General features: G+C 37.6%; 25 protein-coding genes and 2 pseudogenes. 10 read left to right on the top strand and 17 right to left on the bottom strand.

From position 1 onward, the window contains the following. Window positions 1-1189 precede the first annotated feature (1189 nt). From JEP71_RS10925 to JEP71_RS10895, 7 genes are all read left to right on the top strand, one after another. Window positions 1190-1756, top strand: a complete 567-nt coding sequence (locus tag JEP71_RS10925) for a fimbrial protein (protein WP_109372980.1) — start codon at window positions 1190-1192, stop codon at window positions 1754-1756. Between the two features lie 94 nt (window positions 1757-1850). Beyond that, complete coding sequence (locus tag JEP71_RS10920; protein WP_198626226.1) at window positions 1851-4346, top strand: fimbria/pilus outer membrane usher protein; 2496 nt, start codon at window positions 1851-1853, stop codon at window positions 4344-4346. Window positions 4347-4372: 26 nt separating this feature from the next. Then, the gene (locus JEP71_RS10915; RefSeq protein WP_198626225.1) at window positions 4373-5119 is read left to right on the top strand and encodes a fimbrial biogenesis chaperone; all 747 of its coding nucleotides are present in this window, start codon (window positions 4373-4375) and stop codon (window positions 5117-5119) included. 4 nt (window positions 5120-5123) lie between these two features. Further along, complete coding sequence (locus JEP71_RS10910; RefSeq protein WP_109372983.1) at window positions 5124-5609, top strand: fimbrial protein; 486 nt, start codon at window positions 5124-5126, stop codon at window positions 5607-5609. Between the two features lie 16 nt (window positions 5610-5625). After that, the gene (locus tag JEP71_RS10905; RefSeq protein WP_109372984.1) at window positions 5626-6117 is read left to right on the top strand and encodes a fimbrial protein; all 492 of its coding nucleotides are present in this window, start codon (window positions 5626-5628) and stop codon (window positions 6115-6117) included. Continuing rightward, complete coding sequence (locus JEP71_RS10900) at window positions 6117-6653, top strand: fimbrial protein (protein ID WP_198626224.1); 537 nt, start codon at window positions 6117-6119, stop codon at window positions 6651-6653. Before JEP71_RS10905 ends, JEP71_RS10900 begins: the two co-directional genes overlap by 1 nt. A gap of 6 nt (window positions 6654-6659) precedes the next feature. Beyond that, a complete protein-coding gene (locus tag JEP71_RS10895; protein ID WP_198620722.1) occupies window positions 6660-7511 on the top strand; it encodes an MrpH family fimbial adhesin in 852 nt (283 codons plus the stop codon). Window positions 7512-7615: 104 nt separating this feature from the next. On the opposite strand, the gene dhaM is transcribed toward JEP71_RS10895, so the two are convergent. The 4 genes from dhaM to JEP71_RS10875 all read right to left on the bottom strand — a co-directional run bounded on the left by dhaM (window position 7616) and on the right by JEP71_RS10875 (window position 11365). Then, a complete protein-coding gene (gene dhaM, locus JEP71_RS10890; protein ID WP_198626223.1) occupies window positions 7616-9064 on the bottom strand; it encodes a dihydroxyacetone kinase phosphoryl donor subunit DhaM in 1449 nt (482 codons plus the stop codon). A gap of 41 nt (window positions 9065-9105) precedes the next feature. Then, window positions 9106-9738 carry a dihydroxyacetone kinase subunit DhaL gene (gene dhaL / locus JEP71_RS10885; protein WP_198620724.1) on the bottom strand — a complete coding sequence of 211 codons (633 nt, stop codon included), beginning with the start codon at window positions 9736-9738 and terminating at the stop codon, window positions 9106-9108. 29 nt (window positions 9739-9767) lie between these two features. Further along, complete coding sequence (dhaK, locus tag JEP71_RS10880; protein ID WP_198620725.1) at window positions 9768-10832, bottom strand: dihydroxyacetone kinase subunit DhaK; 1065 nt, start codon at window positions 10830-10832, stop codon at window positions 9768-9770. 272 nt (window positions 10833-11104) lie between these two features. After that, window positions 11105-11365 carry an ogr/Delta-like zinc finger family protein gene (locus JEP71_RS10875; protein WP_109372990.1) on the bottom strand — a complete coding sequence of 87 codons (261 nt, stop codon included), beginning with the start codon at window positions 11363-11365 and terminating at the stop codon, window positions 11105-11107. A 504-nt stretch (window positions 11366-11869) separates the two neighbouring features. On the opposite strand from JEP71_RS10875, the gene JEP71_RS10870 reads away from it, so the two are divergent. Next, the gene (locus tag JEP71_RS10870; RefSeq protein ID WP_198626222.1) at window positions 11870-12205 is read left to right on the top strand and encodes a hypothetical protein; all 336 of its coding nucleotides are present in this window, start codon (window positions 11870-11872) and stop codon (window positions 12203-12205) included. A 63-nt stretch (window positions 12206-12268) separates the two neighbouring features. Here JEP71_RS10870 and JEP71_RS10865 read toward each other — a convergent pair whose 3' ends face one another. Together JEP71_RS10865 and JEP71_RS10860 are read right to left on the bottom strand one after the other, a co-directional pair. After that, entirely contained in the window at window positions 12269-13213 is a 945-nt protein-coding gene (locus tag JEP71_RS10865) for a sugar kinase (RefSeq protein WP_198626221.1), read from the bottom strand. After that, complete coding sequence (locus JEP71_RS10860) at window positions 13213-14232, bottom strand: SPFH domain-containing protein (RefSeq protein WP_198620728.1); 1020 nt, start codon at window positions 14230-14232, stop codon at window positions 13213-13215. The genes JEP71_RS10865 and JEP71_RS10860 overlap by 1 nt, the downstream gene beginning before the upstream one ends. A gap of 153 nt (window positions 14233-14385) precedes the next feature. On the opposite strand from JEP71_RS10860, the gene JEP71_RS10855 reads away from it, so the two are divergent. Beyond that, window positions 14386-15099, top strand: coding sequence for an NUDIX hydrolase (locus tag JEP71_RS10855; protein WP_198620729.1), 714 nt, complete (start codon window positions 14386-14388; stop codon window positions 15097-15099). On the opposite strand, the gene aes is transcribed toward JEP71_RS10855, so the two are convergent. Next, window positions 15096-16064, bottom strand: a complete 969-nt coding sequence (gene aes / locus JEP71_RS10850) for an acetyl esterase (RefSeq protein ID WP_198626220.1) — start codon at window positions 16062-16064, stop codon at window positions 15096-15098. The genes JEP71_RS10855 and aes overlap by 4 nt on opposite strands. A 257-nt stretch (window positions 16065-16321) precedes the next feature. Between aes and JEP71_RS10845 the strand changes: the two genes are divergently transcribed. Further along, window positions 16322-16738, top strand: a complete 417-nt coding sequence (locus tag JEP71_RS10845; protein WP_198626219.1) for a TonB family protein — start codon at window positions 16322-16324, stop codon at window positions 16736-16738. A 67-nt stretch (window positions 16739-16805) separates the two neighbouring features. On the opposite strand, the gene JEP71_RS10840 is transcribed toward JEP71_RS10845, so the two are convergent. The 10 genes and pseudogenes from JEP71_RS10840 to JEP71_RS10800 all read right to left on the bottom strand — a co-directional run. After that, window positions 16806-18305 carry a helix-hairpin-helix domain-containing protein gene (locus JEP71_RS10840; RefSeq protein ID WP_198626218.1) on the bottom strand — a complete coding sequence of 500 codons (1500 nt, stop codon included), beginning with the start codon at window positions 18303-18305 and terminating at the stop codon, window positions 16806-16808. Between the two features lie 27 nt (window positions 18306-18332). Next, a complete protein-coding gene (locus tag JEP71_RS10835) occupies window positions 18333-19829 on the bottom strand; it encodes a PP2C family serine/threonine-protein phosphatase (protein ID WP_232797588.1) in 1497 nt (498 codons plus the stop codon). Continuing rightward, window positions 19829-20869 (bottom strand): TerY-C metal binding domain-containing protein, encoded by a 1041-nt coding sequence (locus JEP71_RS10830; protein ID WP_198620733.1) that lies wholly within the window; start codon window positions 20867-20869, stop codon window positions 19829-19831. The genes JEP71_RS10835 and JEP71_RS10830 overlap by 1 nt, the downstream gene beginning before the upstream one ends. 105 nt (window positions 20870-20974) lie before the next feature. Then, complete coding sequence (locus JEP71_RS10825) at window positions 20975-21613, bottom strand: vWA domain-containing protein (protein ID WP_075672662.1); 639 nt, start codon at window positions 21611-21613, stop codon at window positions 20975-20977. Further along, complete coding sequence (locus JEP71_RS10820) at window positions 21613-22254, bottom strand: TerD family protein (RefSeq protein WP_198626217.1); 642 nt, start codon at window positions 22252-22254, stop codon at window positions 21613-21615. Before JEP71_RS10820 ends, JEP71_RS10825 begins: the two co-directional genes overlap by 1 nt. A gap of 17 nt (window positions 22255-22271) precedes the next feature. Then, window positions 22272-22910 (bottom strand): vWA domain-containing protein, encoded by a 639-nt coding sequence (locus JEP71_RS10815; protein ID WP_198626216.1) that lies wholly within the window; start codon window positions 22908-22910, stop codon window positions 22272-22274. 513 nt (window positions 22911-23423) lie between these two features. Continuing rightward, window positions 23424-23921, bottom strand: coding sequence for a tellurium resistance protein TerW (locus tag JEP71_RS10810; RefSeq protein ID WP_109373001.1), 498 nt, complete (start codon window positions 23919-23921; stop codon window positions 23424-23426). A gap of 284 nt (window positions 23922-24205) precedes the next feature. Next, window positions 24206-25150, bottom strand: coding sequence for an HpcH/HpaI aldolase/citrate lyase family protein (locus JEP71_RS10805; RefSeq protein ID WP_109373002.1), 945 nt, complete (start codon window positions 25148-25150; stop codon window positions 24206-24208). Next, window positions 25150-25356, bottom strand: a pseudogene (locus JEP71_RS17755) (RNA-binding protein); the annotation flags it as partial. The pseudogene JEP71_RS17755 and the gene JEP71_RS10805, both read right to left, overlap by 1 nt. Before the next feature lie 125 nt (window positions 25357-25481). Next, window positions 25482-26226, bottom strand: a pseudogene (locus tag JEP71_RS10800) (cysteine protease StiP domain-containing protein); the annotation flags it as partial. Between the last annotated feature and the right edge of the window lie 2 nt (window positions 26227-26228).

Genomic DNA, 26228 nt, shown 5'->3' with positions numbered 1-26228 from the left:
CTGGCGCTCTTTCACAGTTTTCTTTTGTTGTTATTATATTTAATATTTTATATTAAGTTTATTTTGCCTTTTATTTTACCTGTAATCGTAAAAAGATAGAATTTATCATTTTTTATATTTTAATAGGTCTTGTTGTGGATAAAAACTCTGTTATTTTTTTATTCAATATTTACACCTTTTGCGTGTCAAAATAGTGAGCTGTTTTAAATTTATTTTTCTTAAAATCTTATTAATAGCTAAATATAAAAATTGGGTGTCTTTATTTGACGTTAATAATGGTATTTTTTATATAACAGTTACGAGATATTATTGTTATTGCTCCATAATTGACTATATTAAAAAGAATGCTCTTTAAAGGAGTATCATATTTAATTTGTATTTATAATTTATTTTTAATTCTTGTTGAGAACAAATTAACGATATTTAAATATGTTGTCATAATTAGATTATCTTATTTCTAATTAAATTAAAGAATATAATATAATTTCTCAATTGAGATGAATCCTAAGTGTTTTTGTATATATGCTGGCTTTATCGTGTCAGCAAGATATTATTTTCTATATTTTGATATTTTTTCGTTATAAAAAACTTATTATTTTTATTTGTTTGGTTTTTATATTCATTTTACTTGCTATGAGTGTTAATGATGGCGGCTTTATTTTTTATTAAGTAATAATATCTAATCTATATGTAATTTTAGTTTAAAATACTTTAATTGCTCATCTAAAGAATTGTTTCATTTGATAACTATCCTCTTATTATACTAATAATATCATTTTTTGACTTTTGACTTAATTTACGCCTTTTGCGAGTATTTCATTGCAAAACAAGTAAAGAAATATTATTTAAATTGTTTCTTTTCTTTAATTTCTTACTCTTACTTTCTGATTAAAATTTATTAATTATTTATATGTCAAATTAAGATGTTTTTATTAATTAAGAAACTTAATTTCTAAAATATTTAAAAATGACGTTTAAAAAGTTAATAAGGTTAACTTATTCCGTAAATTAATTTGAATATGAATGCATAAAGGACACATTCGTAGAATATCCCCTATTTTGGTTTTATATGGATCTGTGAAGTTTAAAGAAGTTTAAATTGTAGAAGGGCGATGTATTTATTATTTATCGCTTATTTAGTCAGAAGCCAAGAAATATCACTATCTTTATTGTATATAAAGGAAATTTTATGAAATTTACTAAATTAGCTTTAGGTGTTGCGTTATCTTTAGTTGTTGCTGCTCCTAGCTTTGCAGCAGATCCAGCGGAAAGCCGTGAAGGTAAAGTGCGTTTTACTGGCTTTATCAATGATGTTCCTTGTTCAATCGATGATAAAAGTTTAGATCAAACTGTTAAGTTTGGTGAAATCGCATTGCATGAACTGACTAGCAATAAATTCCGTTCAGATAGCGAAAACTTCGATATTATTCTGAAAAACTGCTCAACTGAAACTTACAAAACTGCAAAAGTATCATTCACTGGTGCAACCGTAAGTGGTTTTGACGGTTATACTGGCGAATTACTGGGCTTAGGTGGCAAAGTACAAAATGCAGGTATCGTTATCACTGACCGTGGTAATAATCCAATTACTTTTGGTCAAGGTTTCCCAGTAGCAGGTCACGCTTTAAATAATGGTGACGGCTCTCTCACAACATTGCAGTTCTCAGCTTACGTGAAAGGTAATGAAGCTGTTGATAAGAAAGCAACAACGGGTTCTTTCGACACAGTAGCTAATTTCAAAGTTATCTACGAATAATTGTTGTTTTTTTTTATAAGATGTGTGGCGCTTAGGCGCCATGCATCTCATCAATATTGTCTTCTGTTAATAATGCTGAGGATGGCATAGCAAAATGAAAAGCATGAAAATAAATACGATCACAAAAGTAATGCTTTTATTCTTTGTTCCTTTTTCGTTGCCTATTTTTGCAGAAGAAGCTGTAGATTTTAATACCGATTTCTTAACAGACAAAGGTATTGAAAATACTGACTTTACTAAATTCTCTTACGCAAATTATATTCAACCAGGCACTCATTTACTGGCAACTGACGTTAATAAACAAAGAGTAAGAAACGAAGAGCCTATTTTATTTTTTTCCCCAGATTACAACGCAGAGTTATCTATTCCTTGTATCACCCCAGAGGTTTACCCCATTTTAGGTTTAAAATCTGAATGGGAAAAAAAAGTCACTTGGTTAACAACGAATAATACCCAGTGTCTTGATTTCCGCTCCGTGCCAAATATGAATGCTGTGGGTGATCTCTACACCGGTATTTTAAGTATCAGCATTCCTCAAGCCTTTATGGAATATCAAGATCCAAGTTGGGATCCGCCATCACGTTGGGATGATGGTATTGCGGGATCCTTTCTTGATTACAATATGAGTAATCGCCTTATTCGATATGAAAACAACGATAAAAGGACCGAAACGGGAACCAATATTAGTGGTGTAATGGGCATTAATATGGGCGCTTGGCGTTTTCGTTCAGATTGGCAAGCCTCTGGCGGTAATTTAAATAGCAACGATAAATCATGGCGTTGGAACCAGCTTTATATTTTCCGAGCTATTCGATCTTTAGGTGCAAAATTAACGTTAGGTGAACAATATCTCTCATCAGAGCTTTTTGATAGCTTCCGTTATCTTGGTGCTTCATTAGAAAGTGATAACGCGATGATCCCGCCTCGTTTACAGGGCTATGCACCTGAAATTGCGGGAGTTGCAAGAACGAACGCCACGGTTATTGTGCGTCAAGATGGTCGTATTGTTTATCAAAATGAAGTAAGTCCAGGGCCGTTTCGAATTCAAGATGTCAACACATTTGGGGGCGGTACCTTAGATGTTTCTATTGAAGAACAAGATGGTTCTGTTCAAACATTTAAAGTAGAAACCTCGCGTTTAGGTACACTGACAAGACCTGGCCAGTTTTTATATAAGCTGGTGATGGGTAAGCCAACTAAAAATGAACATGACACTGAAGGTCCTGCATTTTCATTAGGCTCCTTTTCATGGGGGGCAGCGAATAACACCACGATTTATGGCGGATTATTAGCCTCAACTGAATATCAAAATATTGCTTTAGGTCTAGGGCAAGACTTAGCGCCATTTGGGGTGCTTTCTTTTAATATTTCGGCTTCGCGTGCTGAGATGGGCAGTAATTTTGATGATAAGACACTATCTGGTACTTCTTATAACGTTACCTATTCGAAACAATTTGATCAAATAAATAGCCAGATTACGTTTGCGGGTTATCGCTTCTCTCAACGAGACTATTTAAGTATGACTCAATTTTTAGATGGTCGTTATCGTGGGCTTCATATTGATAGTGGTAAAGAGCTTTATACCGCCATCTTTGGTACAGCTTTCCCTGATTACAATATCAATACGTATTTAAACTATTCTCGCCAAACCTATTGGAATCGACCTTCAACTGATAACTACAGTTTTACGGTTTCTAGTTATTTTGATTGGGCTAATTTTAAAAATTTATCCATTAACTTATCCGCGTATAAAGTGGAATCTAGCCATAATAATGATGAAGGGGTTTATGTGTCATTAGGTGTACCGCTAGAGCGTAATGATGCCAATATTAGTTATTCGGGATCATTTAATCGCCATAATACGAGTAATTCTGTTAACTATTATGAGCGACTGAATGAAAGAAGTACCTATAACTTATCTGCGGGTACGTGGGATAGCGATAAAGTGAATCTGTCAGGTTTCTATAATTACGACGGTAATTTAGCAAAACTGACGACAAGTGGAACTTATACCCAAAATAATCAAAGCGCTTTATCGATGCAATTAATGGGTGGGATAACGCTAACCCCAGAAGGGGGAGCATTGCACCGAGTCACTTCAATGGGAAATTCACGCATATTGGTTGATACCAATAATGTTGAAGATATTCCGATTAAAACAGGTTTAACACCAATTGAAACTAACCGTCACGGTAAAGCAGTTTTAATGGGTGTGCAAAACTATTCTCGTAGCCATATTACGATTGATATCAATAATCTTCCTGAAAATGCTGATGCTGTTCAATCATCCCAATACGCTACCTTGACAGAAGGGGCGATCGGTTACCGTAAATTTAACGTGATTGAAGGTGAGAAAGTCTTAGCGGTGATCACGATGGCTGATAAGAAACATCCTCCTTTTGGCGCCAGTGTTTATAACAAAGATAAATTAGAAGTCGGCATTATTTCAGATGATGGTTTTGTTTATTTATCAGGTGTAAAAGCAGGTGAAACATTAGATCTTGCTTGGAATGGCGAAACTTGCCAATTCCAATTACCTCAAGTGCTAGAAAATAATTTAAGCAACATGTTGTTGCTTCCTTGTAAGTAATTAAATTTAAGTCAACGGTGAATGAAATGAAATATATCAATACAAAAACATTGGGCGCTATCGTTACACTTTGCCTTTTTTCTCAATCCGCTTATTCCGCTATCGCATTAGATAGAACTCGTGTTTTATATAATGAAGGTGAGCGCTCAGTCAGTATGGTTTTAGAAAATGAAAATGAATCTAAACCTTATTTAGCACAGTCTTGGCTTGAGAATAGTAAAGATGAAAAAATCAATTCTCCTTTTGTGGTAACACCGCCAGTTCAGCGTATCGAAGCCGGTAGCAAAAGCCAAATTAAAATACAGGCATTACCAGCAACAAATATGTTGCCCACAGACAGAGAAAGTATTTATTACCTTAATGTTCGTGAAATTCCACCTCGTAGTGATTCTCCTAATGTTTTACAGATTGCATTGCAGACAAAAATTAAAGTGTTTTATCGACCAAAAAGCATTGTTGCACCAAGCCGTTTAGAGGCTAATCCAATGGAAAAAGACATTGTGATTGACAAACAAAGTGACCATTACAATGTGAAAAATCCGTCGCCTTATTACTTAACCATTACCAAAGTCAGAAAGAACAATACGGAAGTAAAAGACTTTGAAGCGGTGATGATTGAACCTTTTGGTCAACGTTCACTGGGAACAAAAGTGGGTGATTTAGGTACGACACCTACCCTTGAATATCTCAATGATTTTGGTGGGCTGGTTGACTTAACATTCCAATGTCGTGGAGATATTTGTTCAGCAAATATCAAAGATAAGAAGGCGTAATATTATGCTTATATTCCGAGGTGTAATACTTTTTCTTTGTATGAGTTTTCTCGCTCCTTCTGTATGGGCTGTTTCTGGCTTTTTAAGAGTGACTGTGAGTGGGAGTGTGGAGTCACGCCCTTGCAAGATTAACGATGGTAAACCTATTGAAGTGAACTTTAATGATGTGATGACCACAAGAATAGAAAACGAAAATTATAAACAAAAAATGGATTACACCTTGGATTGTAAAACAACAGGTGACCCAAGTATGTCACTGAAATTTACCGGTGACGGCGCTGGGTTTGATACGCGTTATTTAAAAACAAGCGTGACAGATTTAGGGGTGTTATTTAAAACCGCTGACACCAATGTTTATATGACAGAGCCGTTTAAGTTTAACTATCAAACTCGACCTGAGCTTTATGCTGTACTCGTGAAAAAAAGTGGCGCCGCGCTACCAACTGGCTCCTTTACGGCGACTGCAACTATGCAGGTTTATTACAACTAACGGAGGAATAAACAGTATGCGTTATTATCCATTCCTCACGATGTTATTTTTATTTTCAATATCATCTTCACCTAGTCTAGCGAAAGATAATGAGACACAGGTGCTGATTAAAGGTAATTTATTAACGCCACCACCTTGCAAAGTGAATGACGGTAATATGATTGAGGTGAATTTTGGTCCTGTGGCGATAAAAACGATTAAAGGCTATGACCAAAAAAGAGAAATTAATTACCAAATTACCTGTGAAGAAAATTTAAATAACTGGAATATGTATTTATCGATTGATGGTAATAAAAGTAGCTTCGATCCTAATGGGCTGAGAACCAATATTAATGAGTTAACCGTAAAATTTATGATGGGTGATTCCATTATTGATTTAAATAAAAAGTATTCGGTTAATTTAAATAACCCTGAAAAAATTTGGGCAGTATTGGTGAAAAAAGAAAATAGTGAACTGGTACCAGGTAATTTTACCGCGGGTGGTACCTTGTTTGTGGAGTACCAATAATGAATAAATCAATGTTATCTGGTTGTATTATTGGTAGTTGTTTATTGTTTTCATCTTCTGTCTTTGCGGCTGAAAATCTTAATATCTTTGGTTCATTAATTATCGCACCTTGCAAAGTTCTACCTGAACACTCTCAGGTTGATGTGGTATTTGATGAAATTCGCTTAGATGATATTTATAAAAGTTATTTTGAATTCGAGAAAAAGGATTTCAAAATTACTTTATCAGAGTGCGATATCTCTATTGCCAAGCAAGTGAAAATAAAATTTGAAGGGGCAACTCATAATGAACTTGCCGGATTATTAGCATTAGACGATAACGCTAATAATCCTGATTTAGGAATACAAATTACGACTAAAGAAGGAGTCCCTATTAAATTAGGGGATTACACTAGCTTATATAATATTCCTAATAATGGCATTTTTGAGCTTAATTTTATTGCTTATTTGCAAGCGACAGCAAAAGCGATCGCAGATAAATCAATTAAGCCGGGGCATTTTTCTGCTACTGCCGTGTTTTCTTTGAAATATGAGTAAAAGATAATGAAAAAAATACAGCAAATTTTAAAGTTATTAATTGTACTATGCAGTTTTTCTCTATTTAGTGTACAAGCAGGTTATTTTACTTATATTACTAAATCAGGTCCTTCTCCAGAAATTAAAGGTAATATTCGTTATGACTATGTGTTGGAATATTGGACGGAAATGGGATTTACGCCAAACCCTTGTAAAAGTTTAGGTTTGAGTGGTCGGTGTTATATTCAATTAAACCACTTCCACTCAAAACCTGATAAAGGAGGAACGGGTACTGAGCATCGAGCGAGATGGCGGTGTGATGTAGATTTACAACATTTAAGCTCTATGGCTGAAATACGCGATGTGGCTGTTAATCAATGCGGGTTGACTTTCCCTTATGTGAATTATAGTACTCATGCTGGATCTGTTACTGTTGATGAATGTATTGCTTTTTTTATGACGAGTAGTGCAACGGGAGGAAGTGGAAGAATGGTACCTGGTGGCGTATGTGGTATTGCTCCACCGCCTGAAGGTAAATGTGCATTTGTTTCTAATAATCTTACTATTTCACATGGTGTACTTGATGTGACACAAGTTGATGGTAATGAGGCGGAAGAACAATTTGCGCTCACTTGTAATGAAACTATGCCAGTAAAAATTACCAGTTCGATGGAAGATCATTTTTTAAACTTAAAACCAGATGGTAGCATCCGTTCTTTTTTAACGTTAAATGGTTCACCTGCATCAATTGGTACACAAGTTAACGCAATAATGAATGAATACACCTATGTAAGAGTGAAGTCAAAACTTCAAACTAATGGCACTCCTTCATTAGGTAACTTTAGTGGTGCTACGACATTGGTATTATCAATACCTTAATAAAATTAGAAGAGTCAATAATGACCTAGATTTGATAGCGTTTTTCGTTGACTTACCCGCACATTATTGTGCGGGTTTTTTTTGTGGTTAATTTGAAAAGCGGTTTATAACATTATCGGTTCGATAACTAATTCGCTCTTATTGGTATCTAATTTTAACTTTTGGGATTCAGTGACTTTTAATAGTTCGGAACCTAAATTGACTAACATCGGTAAGCGCATTTCAGCCGCGATAATGGCGCTGTGAGAGAGACTATCACCTTTTGCTAAAGCAATACCGACCAATTGACTATCAACTAATTGAATTAATGTGGAAGGGAAAAGCTCTTTTGCGACCAAAATAGCGGGTTGTGAAGGGGTAAAGCTTGGGCGAGTTTTATCTTGTAAATGGTAAAGCACTTGATTACGTAGATCACGAAGATCGAGTTCACGCGCGCGTAAATAGGGATCGGTAAGTGCGCAATACATCTGTGTTCTTTCTTGCATTTCATCCGACCAACTTTGCTGGGCACTGATCTTCTCTGTTTTGATGCGATCTATCACGCTTGTTATTAACTCATCATCATCTAACATCATGATATGACCGTTAAAAATAGCACCAATATGCTCACCTAATTTTTGGCTAGCTTTATTGGCACTCTGTTTTAGTGCTTTTAGCGTACTCTTTATTGCAAAATTAAGTTTGCCAATTTGAGCATCAATATCAATCGGTTCTGATAAGTTTTCGACGGGTGAGAGCTCTATTTCATGCCAAACAAAAGCAGGTGCTTTAATTTGAGATACAGGGGCTAAAATACCGTTTAATGTTATGGTATTAGAATCAGAAGGTAGCTCTTCACCAAAGCCATTTCGGGCAAGTTCAAGAAAAGCCGCAATCGCCTCATTTTCTTGTTCACCAGAGGCAATTAGCGTTATCTCATCGCCTTGGCGAATTTGTATTAATGAAAGCTGATTTAAACTGAGAGGATTAATACGTCTATCCCCTTTAACTAATTGATAATCAGCTTGAAAAGTAGAAAGCACCTCAACTAAAGTTGCCGCCGGTCTTACGTGTAAACCATGAGGATTACGAACTACCCAACTTGCCTCTTTACCATGAATTTTGACAGGGGCATTAATATCATTTTTAGGTTGAACGAAATTTTCACCAAGTTGGATTTTCTTTGGATATAAAGAATTTGAAGCTTCTTCAATCACTTTTTCTAGTGATGCCCCTGAAGATGCCGCTACAACTGCTGCAAGTGTACCTTCAACTAAAGGTGCTGAGCAGAGAGTGACTTTCTCAGCTAGCTCGGGATCAAGTAACTCAATCGCAGTTTCTGCACTTAAGATTGCACTGCCTAAATCCATCATCACAACAATAGATTGTGCTTGTGATAGCGATTCTATCGCCGTCATAATTTTAACGGCATCAGTACCAATCGCATGTTCTTCATCGTTGATACCTGCGGCAACCGCAAGTTGGCAATGAGTCGGATTAAGCATCTGACTGGCAAGTTCTGCCACACCATCAGCGAGATGTTTACTATGAGAAACAATAACAATATTTATCATGGTAGACCTTTATTGGTTGCTTGTATTGGTTGCTTGGTCAGTTATGCATTAATACTATTAGCAAGGGCTTGTATCATCAGTACCACAGAAGCACTGCCAGGATCTTTATGTCCGATACTGCGCTCACCTAAGTAACTTGCTCGCCCTTTTCGAGCTTGCATCGCAATGGTGTTTTCAGCGGCTTTTTCAGCGACAACTTGTGCTTGAGAGAGGGCTTCTTTGATAGAAAGGTTTTGTTCATTAGCGTGTTTTAATGACTCAACCACAGGCCACCAAACATCACACATGGTTTTGTCATTTGGCTCTGCTTTTCCTCGGCTTACAATGCCTTCTACACCTTCTGTTACCATTTCAACAAGTTGATTTAGTTCTAGGTTTTGCAATGAAGCTGTAGGTTTGGCTGCACGAATAAAGAAGGTACCAAATAAAGGACCACTTGCACCGCCAATATTTGAAAGCAATGTCATGCCCGTAGTTTTGAGGATAGTGCCAATATCTTGTCCTGCAAACTCAGGTAGTTTTTCCTGCACTTTTCTAAAGCCACGGTTCATATTTAAACCGTGGTCAGCATCACCAATTTCACGATCTAAATCCGTTAAATAATCACTATTTTGTTCAAACAGTAGTGCACATTGTTGTAACCAAAGAATAATTTGAGCGTGAGTTAAAGCCATTTTGTGTTCCTTTTCTTGTTATTAAAGACTTATTTCACCATCGCAGGTGTATTCACAGGGGCATCCCATAAGGTAAGTAACTCGTTATCAACTTTTAATAACGTAATTGAGATCCCTGACATATCAAGCGAAGTACAATAAGAACCAATTAAAGAACGTTCGATGGTTAAGCCAAATTTTTCACAGCATTGAGTTAAACGGTTATAAACACCATAAAGTTCAGATTGTGGTGTGGCACCAAGGTTATTAACTAAAACAATGACGCGATCGCCAGATTTTAAAGGCTGTTTTTCCTGATTTTCCTCGATCCAAGTGCCGCTTTCACGATCCCAATTGCGGATCACTCGTTGATAGTGACCATTCTCAATCAAGGTATTAAACATGGCATCAACAGTATCATTGAGAGAGGTAAATTTACGACGGTCAATACCTGGTTCGCCGTGAATACCGACACCAAACTCCATTTCATTTTCAGGTAAAGTAAAAGAAGGTTTTCCTGCGGCTGGAACGGTACAAGCTTCCAAGGCAATGCCGATAGAAAAACCATTGTTATTAATGTGATGACCTAATTTAACCAGTTCATCAAGAGAGTCGCCTCTTTCAGCTGCCGCACCCAGTAGTTTTTCTATTAAAACGGTATTGGCAACACCACGGCGTCCTGCGGTATATAAGCTATCTTTTACCGCCACGTCATCATCAACTAATACCGTTGCAATTTTTACACCATCGTCATGAAGCAGTTCTGTCGCTGTTTCAAAGTTAAGCACATCACCGGTGTAGTTTTTTACGATCATTAAAACGCCTTCACCGCTATCAATCTCTTTGGCACAGTCATACATTTTATCAGGTGTTGGTGACGTAAATATTTCACCAGGACATGCACCATCAAGCATTCCTTTACCGACAAAACCTGCATGCATGGGTTCATGTCCGCTACCACCGCCAGACAATAGAGCAACTTTACCTTTTACTGGAGCATCTTTTCGCGTGACATAAAAAGAGGAGGGATGAAGTTTGATTTCAGGATGGGCTTTAGCAAAGCCTTGTAGTTGTTCAGATAACACATCATCAACTCGATTAATCAGCTTTTTCATCTTAAATGCTCCATTTGAAATTTGTGTTTAGTCTTCAAACCAGAAATGAGGTTTCTGGTTTAGGGGCTGACACATTATTTATTAAAGGATTGGTAAACACGGCATCAATAGGCGATGTTTGTTTTATTTAAAACATAAGAATTATTTTTATTTAGATTAAAAATGAATCTACATCATTTATCTTTCTATAAGAATAGGTTAGTCAAATAACCTGTCAGAATGGGAGCAAGATCATAAAAATAAATGAAAAAAAGAGTGTCTGTTCGAGATGATTACATGCCTTGCAAAAGAGTAAGTGCTTTCTCTCGTTGCTCTGGAGAAAGATTTTTAATCACGTCTAATAACAACGTATCTTTGTTTTTTGCACTTGGCATAAGAGTGTGACTAAACGTGAGGTTTAAAACAAAGGTATGTCCGCATTCAGGATCACGACAAGCACAATAGAGATCAGATAACTCTTTGTGTTTACGATTACTTTTCTTTATAAGCGCTTTTTCGCCACATTCAGGACAATAAATAGTTAGGACACGCATGTTATTTTTCTCTTTATTATCAGTTCTATTATGCTTTCTATATTAGCTTAAATTTGTATTATAACCAGTCTTATTATTGTTTTTTGATGTAAATAATTGTTTTGAAGCGATTTAAAGGTGCTAAAAACAAATAAAATTGTTTTAAGTGGGTGGGTTAGTTCGGTTATTGTCGGATAAACACACATAACCGATGTTAACCGAACAAACTTACTAGCCTAAAATACAAAGTTTGTAGATAATGGCTTCACGTTAAATCATACGGAGATGAGCAACATATTGAATTTATTATTTATTTTTTCTGTTGTTTTTCAGTGTGAGTAGAAGGCAATAGACAAGGATGTCTATTACAAGTTAACAAGGAAGTGAGTAAAAATACTTTTCAATAGTTGAGGGCTGGGTGTGAAAGGATTTCGCATAGCGTTCAAGTGAAAAGTGTTAAAAGCTGATCTTTATAATAAAAGTCGATGAAATAAGTTTTGTCTCGAATGACTAAGGAGTTAGGTCATGTTCAACACACAAGCGTTATATGCATGGATTGCACTCATGGCGTTTAGTTTGGGTTGGATTGCTCAAGGATGGCATCGAGACAATATGACGTTAGAACAACGGATGTTAATAACGGTAATCGAAGATCAGGTGAGCATGGATGCTTGCCCTGATCTTCAACTTTTTTCTTCTTTTTTTGGCGATAAATCACTAGAACACGCTTCTTCACTTCGGTTTTCTCCGTCATATCAAGAGATGGTGAAATTGAGTTTAAATAATCAGTGTGCCAATGCTGACTTTATTACTGTGTTTAATAATACACAATGTGAAGTTGGTGGCGATTTAATTAACTGATAATTAATAGATTTATTCTATTTTTGTCATGTCTTTATTGTTATTTATTCACCCTCATCAAGCCTAAATACGCTGACGCCCTTTAGGGCTAATAAGTTGGCCTTGTATGTCCGCGATACCAATATGTGCTATACAGCCTGCATTAAACTGTAAATAGTCATCTTCGATACCATCAGAAAAAATAACCCCATTTTCAGGCATTAAAGATTCTAATTGTAAAGGTGAATCAGGCTCAATTGTTCCAAAGGTTAGAGCTACGCCTGTTGTTCGACTTGGAAAAGGTTCTCTCACACTAAATTGCAGCTTTTTGTCACCCCAGCTAAATCCTTGTAACAGGGGATGTGATGCTTCTCCTGTGATTGCCATCGCGCCAGCGAGAATAGATTGAAACCAACCTGTCGAGCCAAGTCCCGTAGACACAATAATTCCTGATGAAGATTGTGCTTCTTGAGCACCACTCCATTGTAAAATATAGCGTGCAGACGTGTGGCTTTTGGGGCCAATAAATAGATCATTAACGGCTAACAGTGATTGGCCATCATTGGTTGTCGCTTGTGCAAAGGTCACGGATTTAAACGGCATTTTCTGATTAATGGTATTAATCACCGTCTCTTTTAATTCACCTATTTCAAAAGGAAGTAATTTGCCATCCCATCTTGAAGGATCGGGATTGATGGCAATAATAGGCTGTCCATTAAGGTATTTCAGTGTATTGGCGACCAGCCCATCTTGACCAATCACCACCACAATATCGTGGGGTGAGAATTGATAGCTAGGCAATAAGTTTCTTTCTAATAGCTGAAAACGTCCCAATGATTTTAAAACCAGCTCTGCTTCTGTTAGTTGTTTTTGATATAAGTTGTGTTCGTTGAGGTAATCCGTTACCTCAACATTGTTGTGTTCTAAATAGAATTTGGCTTGTGACCACGTATTAAAACGCTCAATTAATTCCTGTAAGCGGCTTTTTCTCATCACCAGCACAAAGCGAAAATCTTCGTTACGTTGCATTATTTACTCCCTTTTTTCATAAATTGGCTAAATAAATCAGGAGTGATATTTAACTCACCAATTTTCCCTGAATTCAGCGCTAAGGTTTCAAATGCCATTGCCATTAATTGCTGAGAGTCCATTTTTGCTAGTGCCATGGCTTTTAGGTTTTCAACTGGCAGTTCACGATAAGCACGCATGGTCGCTTCAATAGCATAAGCATCAGCTTCTGATTGTGTTCGCTGATTTTCAGCACTTAACGCGACCAGTTCTTTACGTTTTGCTTCAGCATTTACTTTGGCTTCAAGGCGCTCTTTTTCAATCTCCGCTTGTTCCCGTAATAATGTGCGTTCGTTTTCTAAACGTGCTTCTTCAATTTCTTGTCGTTTACGTTGAACAGATAAGTCGGTTTCCAATTCAGCCTCTTTAATGGTGCGTTCTTGTTCTACCGAGAATTTACGACGAGCATAAATGGCATCGTCGGCTTCTTTCAGTAAGGATTCTCTTGCTTCGGCTTCGAGTGCTTTTAAGGTTTCTGGTGATGGAGTGATTGCTGCAATAGAGACATCTAAAATCGCAATACCTAATGCATCTAATGATGGGTGTTCAATTAATTGTTCCATCACCAAAGTAACTAATGATTGGCTAAGTAATAACGCTTCTCTAAGTGGTGTACTTTGGATCTTTGCTTGGATTAAGGTTTGTGCAATACGCACAACACGATCACTGAGTTTTAGTGGATCTTCTGATGCATAAGATTTGCCGTTTTTGCTCAAGTTAAAATTGAGCACTTCTGCGGCTTTTTCAGGTGTTTTGACCTGAAATGAAATTTGTCCTTGAATGCGTAAGCCCTGAAAGTCCGAGGTTTGAAAGTTGAAAATAAATGGCGCTTCTTGGGCGTTTAAAGGTAGTGCGGCAATAGAGGTTGTGGCTGAGTTATACCAAAAACTCAATCCTTTACCTTGCTGGCGAATTTTGCCGTTTACCGATTTAATAATGAAAGTTGATGAGTCTGCTTTGAAATAATTTAAGTTAAACATAGGATATCTCCAATTAGTGTCCTTATGACAATAACTTGATTGTGTCCTATCGACACTATGCTTGTCAACTGATTTAGTGTCTTTATGACAAAATTTGATTTTTTGCTGTTTAGGCTTAAAATAGTTTCATCGTTTTCTAATAAAGCTTACGCCATGAATGAACAAGATTTTTTAGCCAGTTATAACCGCCGTGATTTCCTATCCCCACTGATTACTGTTGATGCGGTACTGTTTACTTATCATGAAGAGCAGTTAAAAGTATTGTTAGTGAAAAGAGGAGAGCATCCTGAAAAAGGAAAATGGGGTTTACCTGGTGGATTTGTCGATGAAGTTCAGGACAAATGCCTTGAAGATACTGTGCTAAGAAAATTAAAAGAGAAAACGGGTGTGATCCCTCCTTATATTGAGCAACTTTGTTCCGTGGGAAATAACCAGCGTGATGTAAGAGGTTGGTCTGTGACGGTCTGTTATACCGCGTTGATTGCACATCAAGTGTGTGAAGCACATATTGATTCCGTGGATTCGGTAATGTGGTGTCCTATTGATGAGATTGCACAACAACGCTTAGCTTTTGATCACCATGAATTAATTACACAAGCAAGAGAGCGATTAAAGCAAAAATCACTCTATTCGATTGTTCCCGGATTTGCATTGCCAGAAGTTTTTACCTTGCCAGAGTTGCAACATGTTCATGAAATTCTGATTGGTAAAGAGATCCAGAAAAAATCCTTTAGACGACGCATCGAACAAGCCGATTTATTGATTGATACAGGAGAAAAACGGGCAGAGAGAGGACGCCCTGCAAGTCTGTATCGACTTAAAGAGGCGTCTGCGGATTATCGTTTTATTCGAAATCTTGAGTTTTAATTCTTAAGTTGTTTTACAAAGTAATGAGCGCCATCTCGAATGGCGTCATCAGCCACTTTCATCATGCGTGAGTAGTGTAAAAAGGCATGTAATGTGCCTGGATACATTTTATATTCACAAGGTGATTGATGTGCTTCAAGGGTTTTAAAGAGAGTCACGCTATCATCAATAAGTGGGTCGTATTGTGCGCTGGCGATAAAGCAAGGGGGAATATCTTGCGTTAAATCGTTATTAAATAAGCAATAATAAGGTGCATCACGATTGCCTAACGCGGTTAAATACGCATTATCATATTCTTCTAGATCTTGCTGGCGCAACCCATCCCATTCACCACCATAAAGCCGACGGCTAGTGGAATCACGTAAACCGTATAATCCATACCATAATAAAGCTGCACTTACCTTGCCACAGTGGATTTGTTTGTCGCGTAACCACAGTACAGTAGCAAGCGATAACATGGCTCCCGCAGAATCGCCTGCAAAACCAATGTGTTGAGTGTTAATACCGTAGTGTTCAGCATGTTGATCATAAAACTGGCAGACTTGCGCTGATTCATCAATCGCTTGTGGATAATGTGCTTCTGGTGATAGTGAGTAATCAATACCAATCACTGCACAACTTGTATAAGACGCGAGTAAACGCATAATGCGATCGTGGGTATCTAAATTCCCTAAAATAAAGCCCCCACCATGAAGATAATAGAGTGTTGCGGGTGTTTTTTCTGTGGGTTGATAAAGGCGTGTTAGAACCTCGCCATAAGACGTGCTAACGGAAATATCTTGAATGCTAAACATTTCGGGTGCATCTGCATTCCAATAACGTCTGTCTTGATTGTAAGCAAGGCGCATAGAAGGGTAGTCATTACTTTCTGGCGCAGGTTGCGGATTATCTGCATAAAATTGCATAACTTGCTGCATTTCTGGCGAAATAAGTTCTAGTACATTGATTTTATTTTTAGTTTTCATTAGCCCCTCCAATTATCACTGCTCGGTATTGTAAATACTGGGGCTTAATAAACTGGGATCTTGATATCCAATATTGAACGTTAGCGCTAAATAGCAAGGGTGAGACGTGAATATGTGATCTGACTTTGATTTAAATAGGACGACTGAAATATGATTAATTGCACAGTTTTTCTTAACTAAATATTTAATTGAGAATAGAAATGATAATGAGATATATTATTGTGTCTTTATATTTAATCTTATTTCAGAAAAGAAAAATGAAAATAAAATTAGCTATTTTAAGTTTACTTTGCAGCACCATTTTATTAAATGGATGTGCTATTCAATCAACACAGTCGGATGTGCAATTATTGAAAGCAAAATTAGCCGATAAACCAGAGGAAATAACTCAGAGTGAAATAAATGAGTCAAATCTTACGGTTAAAAATCATCCTAAGAATTTATTACGAGTATTTCCTAATTATCCTGCAAAAGCGTATTCTCAAGGCATTGAGGGAGCGTTAAATATAAAATTTGATATTGATGAAAATGGATATGTGCAAAATATTAGGATGTTAGATTCCCCTTTAGTGGAGGTTTTTGGTTTATCGACTATTCGAGCTATGGAAAAATGGCGTTATGAGTCAGGAAAACCGACAAAAGATTTAAATTTAACAATGGAATTTAAACGTTGATTTAAAAATAGCTTATAGCAAAGAGAATAACCCACGATAAATTAAATGGATTATTCTCTCTTTATCGTTAATTTGAGACTAATTGCACCACAACCAGTCGTCCGCCTTCTTCTGTTGATAATACAAATTGCAACCCATCTGTTAGCGCAATTTTATCGCCAATGGCTATCTGTTTTTTCTCTGGCAATACCATCAATCCCTCAATACGTTCATTCACCAGCCACCATGTTGAATTGTGAAAAACGAAATAACCGACACGTTTTTTCTGTTCATCAGTAGTGCGTTCATTGGGCGCAATAAGGCGATTAACATGCCAAGGAAAGAGTGATTGATTACTCCATACCATTAAGCGGTGATCGTCAGGTCTGAAACTGCCTGCCTTACGTGAAGAGTAGAGATTTAAAATCGGCAATTGGCCTTTATAAGGCGTATGGCAATAAGGACAAACGGGCTGTGTTTTTCCAGAAAAAACATACCATTGCTGTTCACAATCTTTATTTTGACAAGGCTGAACTAAATCTACCGTTTTGACTAAAGCCGTCTCCCATTCATCTGCGGTAGGGCGTTGTGAAGGATCGTGTAATCCCGTGATAAACGCTCTTTCAAAAAGAGGCGTAAGGTAAGGCCCCATAATGGTATAAGGGATTTTTTGGGGATCAGCCCAAGGTAGCGATGACGGTTTTACCTGATTAAGTTTTACCGCATTGCTACGATCAGTTGGGTGCTCAATAAATAACGCTTTTTCACCCATAGAGAGCGTTTCATCACGCATTTCATCGTCAAGATCGTGAATTTTACCGCCCCGTAATGGGTGACGATAAAACAGATACATATAGATTAATACTGCAAGTGCGTGTCTATCTGTCGTGATGCTTGGCAAAATACGGTTAGGATCTTCTTTCGGTAAATGGCTGGTTTTTACTACTTCAGATGCAATAAAGTCAGGGGTTCCCACCACATCAGGCGGATATTTACCGGGAACCACTAAACCGTCAATATCAATCACACAGGCATGACCTTGCTCAGGATCGATAAGGACGTTTTTATAGCTTAAATCACTGTGGCATAAGCCTGCTGCATGCATTCGTCGTACTGCACGAGAGAGCAATAAACAGACTTTAAGGTAATTTAATAGATTGCCTCTTTCACGAGGATCGAGAAATTTATTTTGGTTATTGGCACTTGCAAACCATTTACCTTCTTTTTCTCGACCTTTTATCGCAAGAAAGTCATTGTTTTTAGAACCATATTTAAAGAAAAAGTGGGATTGATAAGTTGGAACAACAATACCAATTTTGCCTTGATGTTCGACAACATCCGTTGGCCAGCAAAAGAGGTTTTTCCAATATTCTCCACCACTTTGTTCAAAGATATTATGTCGATAAGAGCCTGTTATCATATCGATTCTATCTTTGGCTTGTGCATTCTGTTGTGTTTTATAGAAGGCAACAACGTAGGTTCGGTCAGGGGAAAAATAGACATCTTTCATTGAGCCAGAGCCAATGATCTCATTGACGTACTGAACTGTTTTTCCACTTTGCGTTGTACAGGTAATGATCTCTGCCATGAAACTCACCCATTCTCTCTTTTATGATTACCAAGCCACAACCAGAGTGCGGTCATCGTGATTGCCTGCTGAAAAGAAATTCAGCCATTCAGCCAATGCGCTATCTGCATGTTCAGGAGAGGCTAAACAAGGCGATATTTCATCAATGAATGCAGCCCATTTATTGGGATCTTGTAAGCCATTATCCGTTTCAAATACGGGATCGGACACTCCGTCTGTCATTAAAATAAGATGTGAAATTTCTTTCCACTTACCAATAATAATGCGTCGATTAAATTCAGCATCGTTGAGCGCACTATCATCAAGAAAACGGGTTTGTCCTGCATATTCACCACTATCAGGAATACCTAAAATACGCACTTTTCCAGCAGGACCATAAGCGGCAATCGCACCATCTCCCATCCAAAATGAGGCAGCAAATAACTCATCATTGATACGCAAAGAAACCGTGGCTAATAACGTTGTTGAAAATGATTTTACGGGTTCATTAATATGAATCGCTTCATTTTTGAGGTTATTAATTGCTAATTGGGCGGCATTACGAAAGAGTTGTGCAAAGAAGCTTCCTACTTGATTAATGGCGCTGTTGTTATTCCATTGATGGATGGTTTCAAGATGAGGTTTAATTGCTTCATTTTCCACATTTAATTGTGATTTTAAATAGTGGCTGACCGTATTGATAGCAATGCGTGAGCCTTCGCGAGAATAGCGAGCACTGCCTGCACCATCAGCAACAATTAAAATATTCCATTGGCTTTGGTTATCGTGGTGAATATAAAAATCATCATCACGGAATGTGCCTGCATGTTCATGAGAACGCCCACGACGGCTTGCTCCTACAATTCGAATGTCTTCTTCAAGAATAAGTTGGCTATCGATGTGGGCTTTGGGATAAGGGCTATCAGCGGGAGGTTCATTGATTTGCCATAAGCTACGCGGATCAGGATTGATGATTAATAAGACTTCATCTTGATAACGAATAGCATTAACAGACCAATGGACAACCAATATGAAATTGCCACTTTTTGTTGGCATTCCTACTAAGCAACAACTTTCATGATCAAAGGTTATTCCAACTCCTTCAGGGACATCAACCGCTTCAATTTCGGCAATTTCGAGGGTATTTAGCTCGATACTGAGCGTAGAATTGAATGCAGTGCCTACTTTTGCATTAGAAAGGGTAATTTTTGCCGTAGGGCGATGAATAATCGGTTTTTCTGTTGGCATTGGTGATGAGTGTGTTGGAATTTGACCTGGCTTTAATGGACACTCTTCTGGTAATGATGTTTCTTCAGCAGCTAAATTGCGAGCTGGTGGCAATAACAGAAGAATAGGGGGGATTTTGTCTTGTGGTGTTATTTTTTCTGCCGCTTTAGCATTGATTTTATCAATAATAAAATCAATGTATTGAGCGATTTCCACATCTTCATACAACGCAATAACGAGCTCCTCATGTACAGGAATGCGATGTTGTGTCAGTGTGTCATCAATAATCAGTTTTGTGAGTAGGGCTTTTTTATCCATTAGCCTTTACCTCGTGTGACATCAAAGTCAGATTGGCTGCTGTTATCACCAAAGGTGATGTTGTTATCACACCAAGGGCAAACAACGCTTTCAGGGCCATTCACACAAAGTAATTTACCACATTGGCAAACGGCAAAAGCAGTAGCATTGCCACAATAAGGGCAGCCAGGTGTACCATGAAGTTCGCTGGTGTTAACTTGATATGCCGTGGCACTGAGATCACTCCATGCAAAGTAATCTTCATTTAAGGTGTAGCAACCCGTTAAGTTAAAACCATTAAGATTGAGGTTAAAATCGAGCCCTGAAGCTTTCATTGGTGGTCGTTCATATTTCATTAAATAAGGTGAACGTGTGTGGCTACAACGCCCGACAAAAGTGACACAAGACTCATCATAGGCACGAGCAACATCATCTTTCGCAAGACGAACAATATACTCTGTTTGATTTAAAAGTGGCGGTGGCTCTTCGCCAACACTTCGGCTATGAGAAACCACTGACATCGTTATCCATTTAATGAAACGAGTAAAATCGCCTTCTTGTGCTTCGGTAAATAACAGCACGTTTTCAGTTAATTGCGATAGCACATGTAAGTCTGCACTTAAGCCTAATCCAATCGCAATTAAGTTAACTTTGTTGGCGTAGTGAGCTTTCCAGCGCTTGATCTCTTGCGCGTAATCATCAGTAGGTCTGCCGTCAGTTAAAAGATAAACGACAGGTTTCCAATCGCCTTTTTGCTCAAGTGTGGTTTTTCTTACTTGCGTGTCGATTTGGTGAGAAAGTTCTCGTAATGCGCTGCCTAATGACGTGCCTCCGCCTAAAGGAAGTTGAGGAGGATAAAAAGAGACGACTTCAGTGAGTGGAACAATCGTTTTTGCAACACCAGCAAAGGCGATAACAGAAATACAAGCCGTTTCAAGGGCGTGCGGATCTCTTCTCAGATCGTTAATAATAGTTGTTAGACCGTCATTCATCTTTTTTAGGTTTTCACCGATCATTGATTCTGAACAATCTAAAACAAAGAAAATGGGTAGCCTTCTCATTGTTATACCTTATCTCTTTATCGTGGCTGTTATGTATTGTGATGGATAAACCAAAGTCTGAATAAAATAAAAGCAAAGCCTTTTGGAGCGCTTTGCTTTTATAGATCACAGTACCAGTTGGATTTCAGGAGGTGGCGGCGGTAGGGTGTCTTTATCCGTATTCACTCCTGCACTTGAACTGCCAGATGCGACACTGGCAGAAACCCATTTAAAAAAGCCAGAGAAGGCATTGGAGTCTAGCGTTTCTAAAGCTACCACTTGAGATGTAAGCTCTTTAAGGTGATCGTGTTTGGCTTTAGGGCCAACAGCACAAGCGATGATCGAACCAAATGAACGCTTTTTCACTTCTTTAATCGCTTCACCATAGGCGTAAGCATCAGACGGTGTGCCATCCGTCATTAAAAAAACGAGAGGACGCCAGTCACCTTTTTGGTCACCATCGGAACGTTTAATATCACGATCGACACACTTGATTAAACATTCCAGCGCAGCACCAGTGAAAGTACCGCCAGAGCTAGGTACGGTGATATCTGAGAATTGGAAATCTTCTAATGCAGTTAATGGGATAAATTCACGAGCCTCGTTATCATAGGTAATGATAGAGATATGCACGCTTTCTAATGCGTAAGGATCTTGTCTCAATGCATTAAGCATTGTTTGTATCCCAACGTTAACCGCATGAATAGATTCACCTCTCATTGATCCTGAAGTATCAATCAGCAGGTAAACGGGAAGTCTTCTCATTAGGCGAAATCCTTTAAGTAAGAAATAAAGCTATCTGAACTTGAAGGCTCTCCAATGGCGTTCAGTTTCCAGCCATTATCTTCTCTGACTAATTCAGCAAACAGCATTGAACGTTGGTTGTTGAAGGCTTCGCCTCCAGATAAATCAAAACGAGCCATTTCTACATTTTTCGCATCAACAGCGCGGATAAAGGCGTTTTGTACTTTACCAAAATGTTGTTGTAGTTCTCGACCATTGTAAATCTGAACAATAAAGACAATTTTGGTAAATTTAGGATCAAGTGTGTTTAATTTCACAATGATCTGTTCATCATCGCCATCACCTGCGCCTGTTCGGTTATCACCCGTTAACCAAATTTGTCCTGATTTGTGTTGTAGGCTATTAAAGAAAATAATATCGCCATTAACGAGAGAAGGTTGCCCACCTTCAATTTGACCTAAATCGTTTACTTTGCCATTTTCACCACATAAGAAGGCAATAACATCTAAATCGTATTCTTCGCTTTTTTTACCAAAAAGCCCACCAAGGAATCCGCGTTTTTCTTCGTTGATATCCCAGCCTAAACCGATAGTGACAGAGGAAAGGTCATATTCATTTTTCTTTAAACTAACACCTTGTCCTTTTTTTAAACTAATAGACATATTCATTCCTTTTTTATTTAAAGTACAACGTTAACCTCAGGAGGTGGCGGTGGTAAGTCATCAAGATCACTAATATCTTTCTTAGTTAAATCGACTTTTTGACTACCGACAGAAATACTGGCTGAAACCCACTTAAAGAATGACTTAATGGTATTGGAGTCCGCAGTATCTAGCTGTAATACAATTTCAGTGATATTTTTTAGTACATCAGTTTGTGCTGATTGTCCTGCTGCACACGCAATAACAACGCCAGTGCGTGCCGCTTTAAATTTCTCAACGCCTTTTTTCCAATCGTCTGTGGGGGCGCCATCTGTCATCACAAAAACTAACGGACGCCAATCTCCTTTTGTTTCAGCTGTAGTTTTTTGTACTTCTTTTTCAATACGACTAGAAACTAAAGTGAGCGCAGAACCTAATGCTGTTGTTCCACTTGCGACTAAATCTGGTACTTTAAAATTGATTAAATCAGTGAGTGGCACAACCTGTTGCGCGATTGAGTCAAAGGTGATGATAGAAATATAAGCAGTTTCTAATGCGTAAGGATCTTGGCGTAGTGTTGATAAGAGCATTTCAACGCCATTTTTTACTGCTGCAATAGGCTCTCCATACATGGAAGTCGATGTATCAAGCAAAAGGTAAACTGGCAATCTTCTCATGCATTTATCCTGTGAGTGAGATAGAAATAAGCGATTAATATACTAACCGACCCATGAAGGTGTTCAATTGAGATTATGCTTAGTTTAATTAAATTAGAGAAAAAACGCAGTGATGATTGTCCAATATTATTAATCTGAATGAAGATAGTATGAAAAGTAAAATAAAAGAGAAATTAGCCTGTTTGTCATCCTTAAATTGAGTGATGGAGCGATTTTATTTTATTAAAGAAAATATATTTTATTGAACCGTCTTAATAAGAGTAATGCTAAATGAATGACTAATAGTGATTAGGTATAAATACTCTTTTTAATTAAAAAATAACAATTATAAAAGTCAATAAATTCAAAGTATTAGTTAATTGGTGTTTTTTGTTTTTAAAGTAATTTAAAATAAATTAAGAGTGTGAGGAAATATATGAAACAATTCTATTAGATAAGTGTTTTTATATATTTTCTGCTTTTGTTGTTTTTATAAAATAACTTGATACCGAAGTATCAAGTTGCTTTTTTTATTTAATTCGAATTCTTTTTTTCTTTTTCTTTCTCTGCTATTTCAGCGAGTGTTGATTGAATTAAATTTTCAATATAGTGATCAACTAATAATTCAACAGCTTCACTACGTGTGGAATTATTTAAATAAGATAATCTATCAATCTTGCGCAATGCTGACATTTTTAATGAAAGTGAAACAGATTTCTTCTTATCTTTATCGAGATAAACTCGGCTTGTCATTCCATTGTGGCGTAGATCTTCGCTGGCGGATAATGCCTCACGCATACGGCGTAACGCCTTACTATCGAGTTGACCTCGTTCAGTCATTTGATATGCACGAGAGGCTTTGCTGTATTTTATTTCAGCACCATAAGAATCTCTTATCTCTTTTAATACACGAGTTAACGTAGGCTCTGAGCATTCAAGAGCAGAAATAATCTTAATGGTTGGAACCTTTTTTCCTGAGCTTAAAAGGGTTGCCAGTGTAAAGACTCTGACCTGACGAGTGCTTAATTGCATGCTTAGTTACCACTTATTTTGTCATTGGTGTGTTAAAATATTCAGCAATAATTTCTATTATTCTTGTTCTGTGTTGACAAGGATAAATAAAATAAGCTGCCTATTAAATGTAGTATAAATTAATAACTGAAATAAAAAAAATACACTTTTTTAAATAAAAAGATTCACGTTGTTCTTATAAGTTCTAGTTAAAGATAACATGCTTTAACTAGAAACTTATAAATCGAAATCAATATAAGATAATTATTTTATCTTATCGAATTTATCACCTGCTATAGAGTATTTTATGTTGCGTTAAAACGTTGAGCATTATTTTGTTGGTTAGGAATAATGCCATAAATTTTAGCTCTGGTTAAAATACTCAATGCCCAGCGACGATGTGTTGCTGGTTCACACATTGCACCTTGTGATTTAAAGACGGCTTGTGTTGAATTTAAAATACGTAATGCATCTGAATGATCGGATTGAGACACCATGAGAGCTTGTTCAATTTTATGAATTTGCTTTGGATGGATCGCTGTTTTACCGACAAGGCCATTAGCAATATCAAGTGCCAGCTCTTTATCCATAATATGGTGATCATCAATATGCTCACAAACAGGTGCTGTGAGGGCAAATTGGCGAGCGCCAAAGACAGCAACTAACATTTTTATCACGTAACCCATTGGGCCATCATAAAGTGTTAATTGGCGATTACGTCTAAGAGAAATGACATTCATTAAATCATTACCACCAATACGTAATGCAATAATTCTGTTATGACAAGGGTGAGTTAGTAGGTGGTTTGCAAGCTCTGTCATTTGAATAACATCAAACACTTCTTCTGTTTCAAGTGTTGGCATCATACATAAATGCGTATTTTCAATAATATTCCACCAAATTGGCAGAGAAACTTGTGTGAACTTAGGCAAAACAAGACCATCGATGGCGCTGACATCAAGATTTTCAGTGATCCATTGACCCATTTCAGTGTGGCGAGGGCGAATAAACAGCAGTGGCCAATGGCTACAATCGCTGTTTTTTTTGTGCTCTGCTAAGGTATTTAATAAGGCTGCCAAGTTTTCTAATGCAACAGGAATATCTGCATCACTCACGGCATCTTCTAAACAGATAATTAAAGAGCGTAACCCTTCAATTTTCTGATTGATGATTGTGGGTGCGATATCTGTTCGTGTCGCGGGCATATAAAGCGTTGCCCCTAAATTCCATGGGGATAATCGTTCAATCATTATTTCACCTTTTTAATGATAGTCACTGCACGATATTGACCAAGCGCTTGCCCTATTTCAATAACAGCAATATTTTTTTCCTGCGCAAGATAAACCAGTAACGCGACATCAGGATCGGTTATTTCTCTCACAAGAACATGATCAGGTACACGGCGTAAAACAGCGCGTGTAGCTTCAGCAATACCGGGTTTTATACGATTGATATTTGAAATATCATATTTGTTTGCAAGTGAACTAACGACGTTTTCGCTCAGCTTTTTTAAGTCTGATTGTTGTTCTTTAAATGTAGCTAGTGGAGTATCGTTATCGATTAATGTATCAACAACTTTTCCAACAGTATCAACAAGGTAACGACTGCATTCATACTGTTTTAAATGTTGGCAATCCACAAAACCGTGAAAGCCTTCTTCAGTCCAAATTGAACGTGAAATTAATCCTGAAACAGGCGCTCCCATGATCCCAAATGGGATAAGCCAATCTTCATCGCTGGCACTTAACCATGCACAGCCACAAGGATCAGCAAGGACGACAAGACGAGGCTGAGCTGGATAGCCTTTTCGCCCTGATAACGAACGAATAAGTTCACCTGTAATAGCGCCTTTTCCTGTCCATCCATCGACAAACACAATACCTTCTGTACCGTGGCGTTGTTCTATCCATGAAAGCGCTTCGCTATCAATGCCTCTATCTCGAATAATACTAATGCCGTAGTGATAAGAGGTTTTTCCCATTTTACGTAATGTTTGTTGCAACATGACGCCTAAAGGAACACCTGCACGAACAAGGCTTGTCAAGATAATTGGGGTATCACCAAAGCGTTCAATCAATGATTTAGCCAGCATTATGACTTCAGTTGCTAAGCGTGTAGCGCCTGTTTCTAGCGCTTTTTCAAAGAGATCTAGATGCCATGTTGTTGGCTCTGGCTCTTGACTTAGCATGTCAGAATAGTGGCGCTTACCCGATTGTATCAGCTCTTCTTTTAACTCAACGGGCGTCATTTCGATATTAACCGGTTGAAGTAGAAAATCGACATCCCCTGATACATAAGAGCCCGAAAAAGGCTTATGATCCATCATGT

The sequence above is a fragment of the Proteus sp. PR00224 genome, from assembly GCF_016238105.1.
In the GTDB taxonomy this organism is placed as follows: Bacteria; Pseudomonadota; Gammaproteobacteria; order Enterobacterales; family Enterobacteriaceae; genus Proteus.
This window is presented reverse-complemented; position numbering and strand designations above follow the sequence as displayed.

Bases quoted from the DNA above. Each gene is read 5' to 3' on its own strand.
- JEP71_RS10895 (WP_198620722.1), top strand. From the start codon at position 6,660: ATGAAAAAAATACAGCAAATTTTAAAGTTATTAATTGTACTATGCAGT.
- dhaM (WP_198626223.1), bottom strand. From the start codon at position 9,064: ATGATAAATATTGTTATTGTTTCTCATAGTAAACATCTCGCTGATGGT.
- JEP71_RS10905 (WP_109372984.1), top strand. From the start codon at position 5,626: ATGCGTTATTATCCATTCCTCACGATGTTATTTTTATTTTCAATATCA.
- JEP71_RS10925 (WP_109372980.1), top strand. From the start codon at position 1,190: ATGAAATTTACTAAATTAGCTTTAGGTGTTGCGTTATCTTTAGTTGTT.
- JEP71_RS10875 (WP_109372990.1), bottom strand. From the start codon at position 11,365: ATGCGTGTCCTAACTATTTATTGTCCTGAATGTGGCGAAAAAGCGCTT.
- JEP71_RS10815 (WP_198626216.1), bottom strand. From the start codon at position 22,910: ATGAGAAGATTGCCAGTTTACCTTTTGCTTGATACATCGACTTCCATG.
- JEP71_RS10810 (WP_109373001.1), bottom strand. From the start codon at position 23,921: ATGCAATTAAGCACTCGTCAGGTCAGAGTCTTTACACTGGCAACCCTT.
- JEP71_RS10855 (WP_198620729.1), top strand. From the start codon at position 14,386: ATGAATGAACAAGATTTTTTAGCCAGTTATAACCGCCGTGATTTCCTA.
- JEP71_RS10870 (WP_198626222.1), top strand. From the start codon at position 11,870: ATGTTCAACACACAAGCGTTATATGCATGGATTGCACTCATGGCGTTT.
- JEP71_RS10825 (WP_075672662.1), bottom strand. From the start codon at position 21,613: ATGAGAAGACTTCCCGTTTACCTGCTGATTGATACTTCAGGATCAATG.
- dhaL (WP_198620724.1), bottom strand. From the start codon at position 9,738: ATGGCTTTAACTCACGCTCAAATTATTCTTTGGTTACAACAATGTGCA.
- JEP71_RS10910 (WP_109372983.1), top strand. From the start codon at position 5,124: ATGCTTATATTCCGAGGTGTAATACTTTTTCTTTGTATGAGTTTTCTC.
- aes (WP_198626220.1), bottom strand. From the start codon at position 16,064: ATGAAAACTAAAAATAAAATCAATGTACTAGAACTTATTTCGCCAGAA.
- JEP71_RS10900 (WP_198626224.1), top strand. From the start codon at position 6,117: ATGAATAAATCAATGTTATCTGGTTGTATTATTGGTAGTTGTTTATTG.
- JEP71_RS10865 (WP_198626221.1), bottom strand. From the start codon at position 13,213: ATGCAACGTAACGAAGATTTTCGCTTTGTGCTGGTGATGAGAAAAAGC.
- JEP71_RS10845 (WP_198626219.1), top strand. From the start codon at position 16,322: ATGAAAATAAAATTAGCTATTTTAAGTTTACTTTGCAGCACCATTTTA.
- JEP71_RS10920 (WP_198626226.1), top strand. From the start codon at position 1,851: ATGAAAAGCATGAAAATAAATACGATCACAAAAGTAATGCTTTTATTC.
- JEP71_RS10830 (WP_198620733.1), bottom strand. From the start codon at position 20,869: ATGAGAAGGCTACCCATTTTCTTTGTTTTAGATTGTTCAGAATCAATG.
- JEP71_RS10805 (WP_109373002.1), bottom strand. From the start codon at position 25,150: ATGATTGAACGATTATCCCCATGGAATTTAGGGGCAACGCTTTATATG.
- JEP71_RS10860 (WP_198620728.1), bottom strand. From the start codon at position 14,232: ATGTTTAACTTAAATTATTTCAAAGCAGACTCATCAACTTTCATTATT.
- JEP71_RS10835 (WP_232797588.1), bottom strand. From the start codon at position 19,829: ATGGATAAAAAAGCCCTACTCACAAAACTGATTATTGATGACACACTG.
- JEP71_RS10915 (WP_198626225.1), top strand. From the start codon at position 4,373: ATGAAATATATCAATACAAAAACATTGGGCGCTATCGTTACACTTTGC.
- dhaK (WP_198620725.1), bottom strand. From the start codon at position 10,832: ATGAAAAAGCTGATTAATCGAGTTGATGATGTGTTATCTGAACAACTA.
- JEP71_RS10840 (WP_198626218.1), bottom strand. From the start codon at position 18,305: ATGGCAGAGATCATTACCTGTACAACGCAAAGTGGAAAAACAGTTCAG.
- JEP71_RS10820 (WP_198626217.1), bottom strand. From the start codon at position 22,254: ATGTCTATTAGTTTAAAAAAAGGACAAGGTGTTAGTTTAAAGAAAAAT.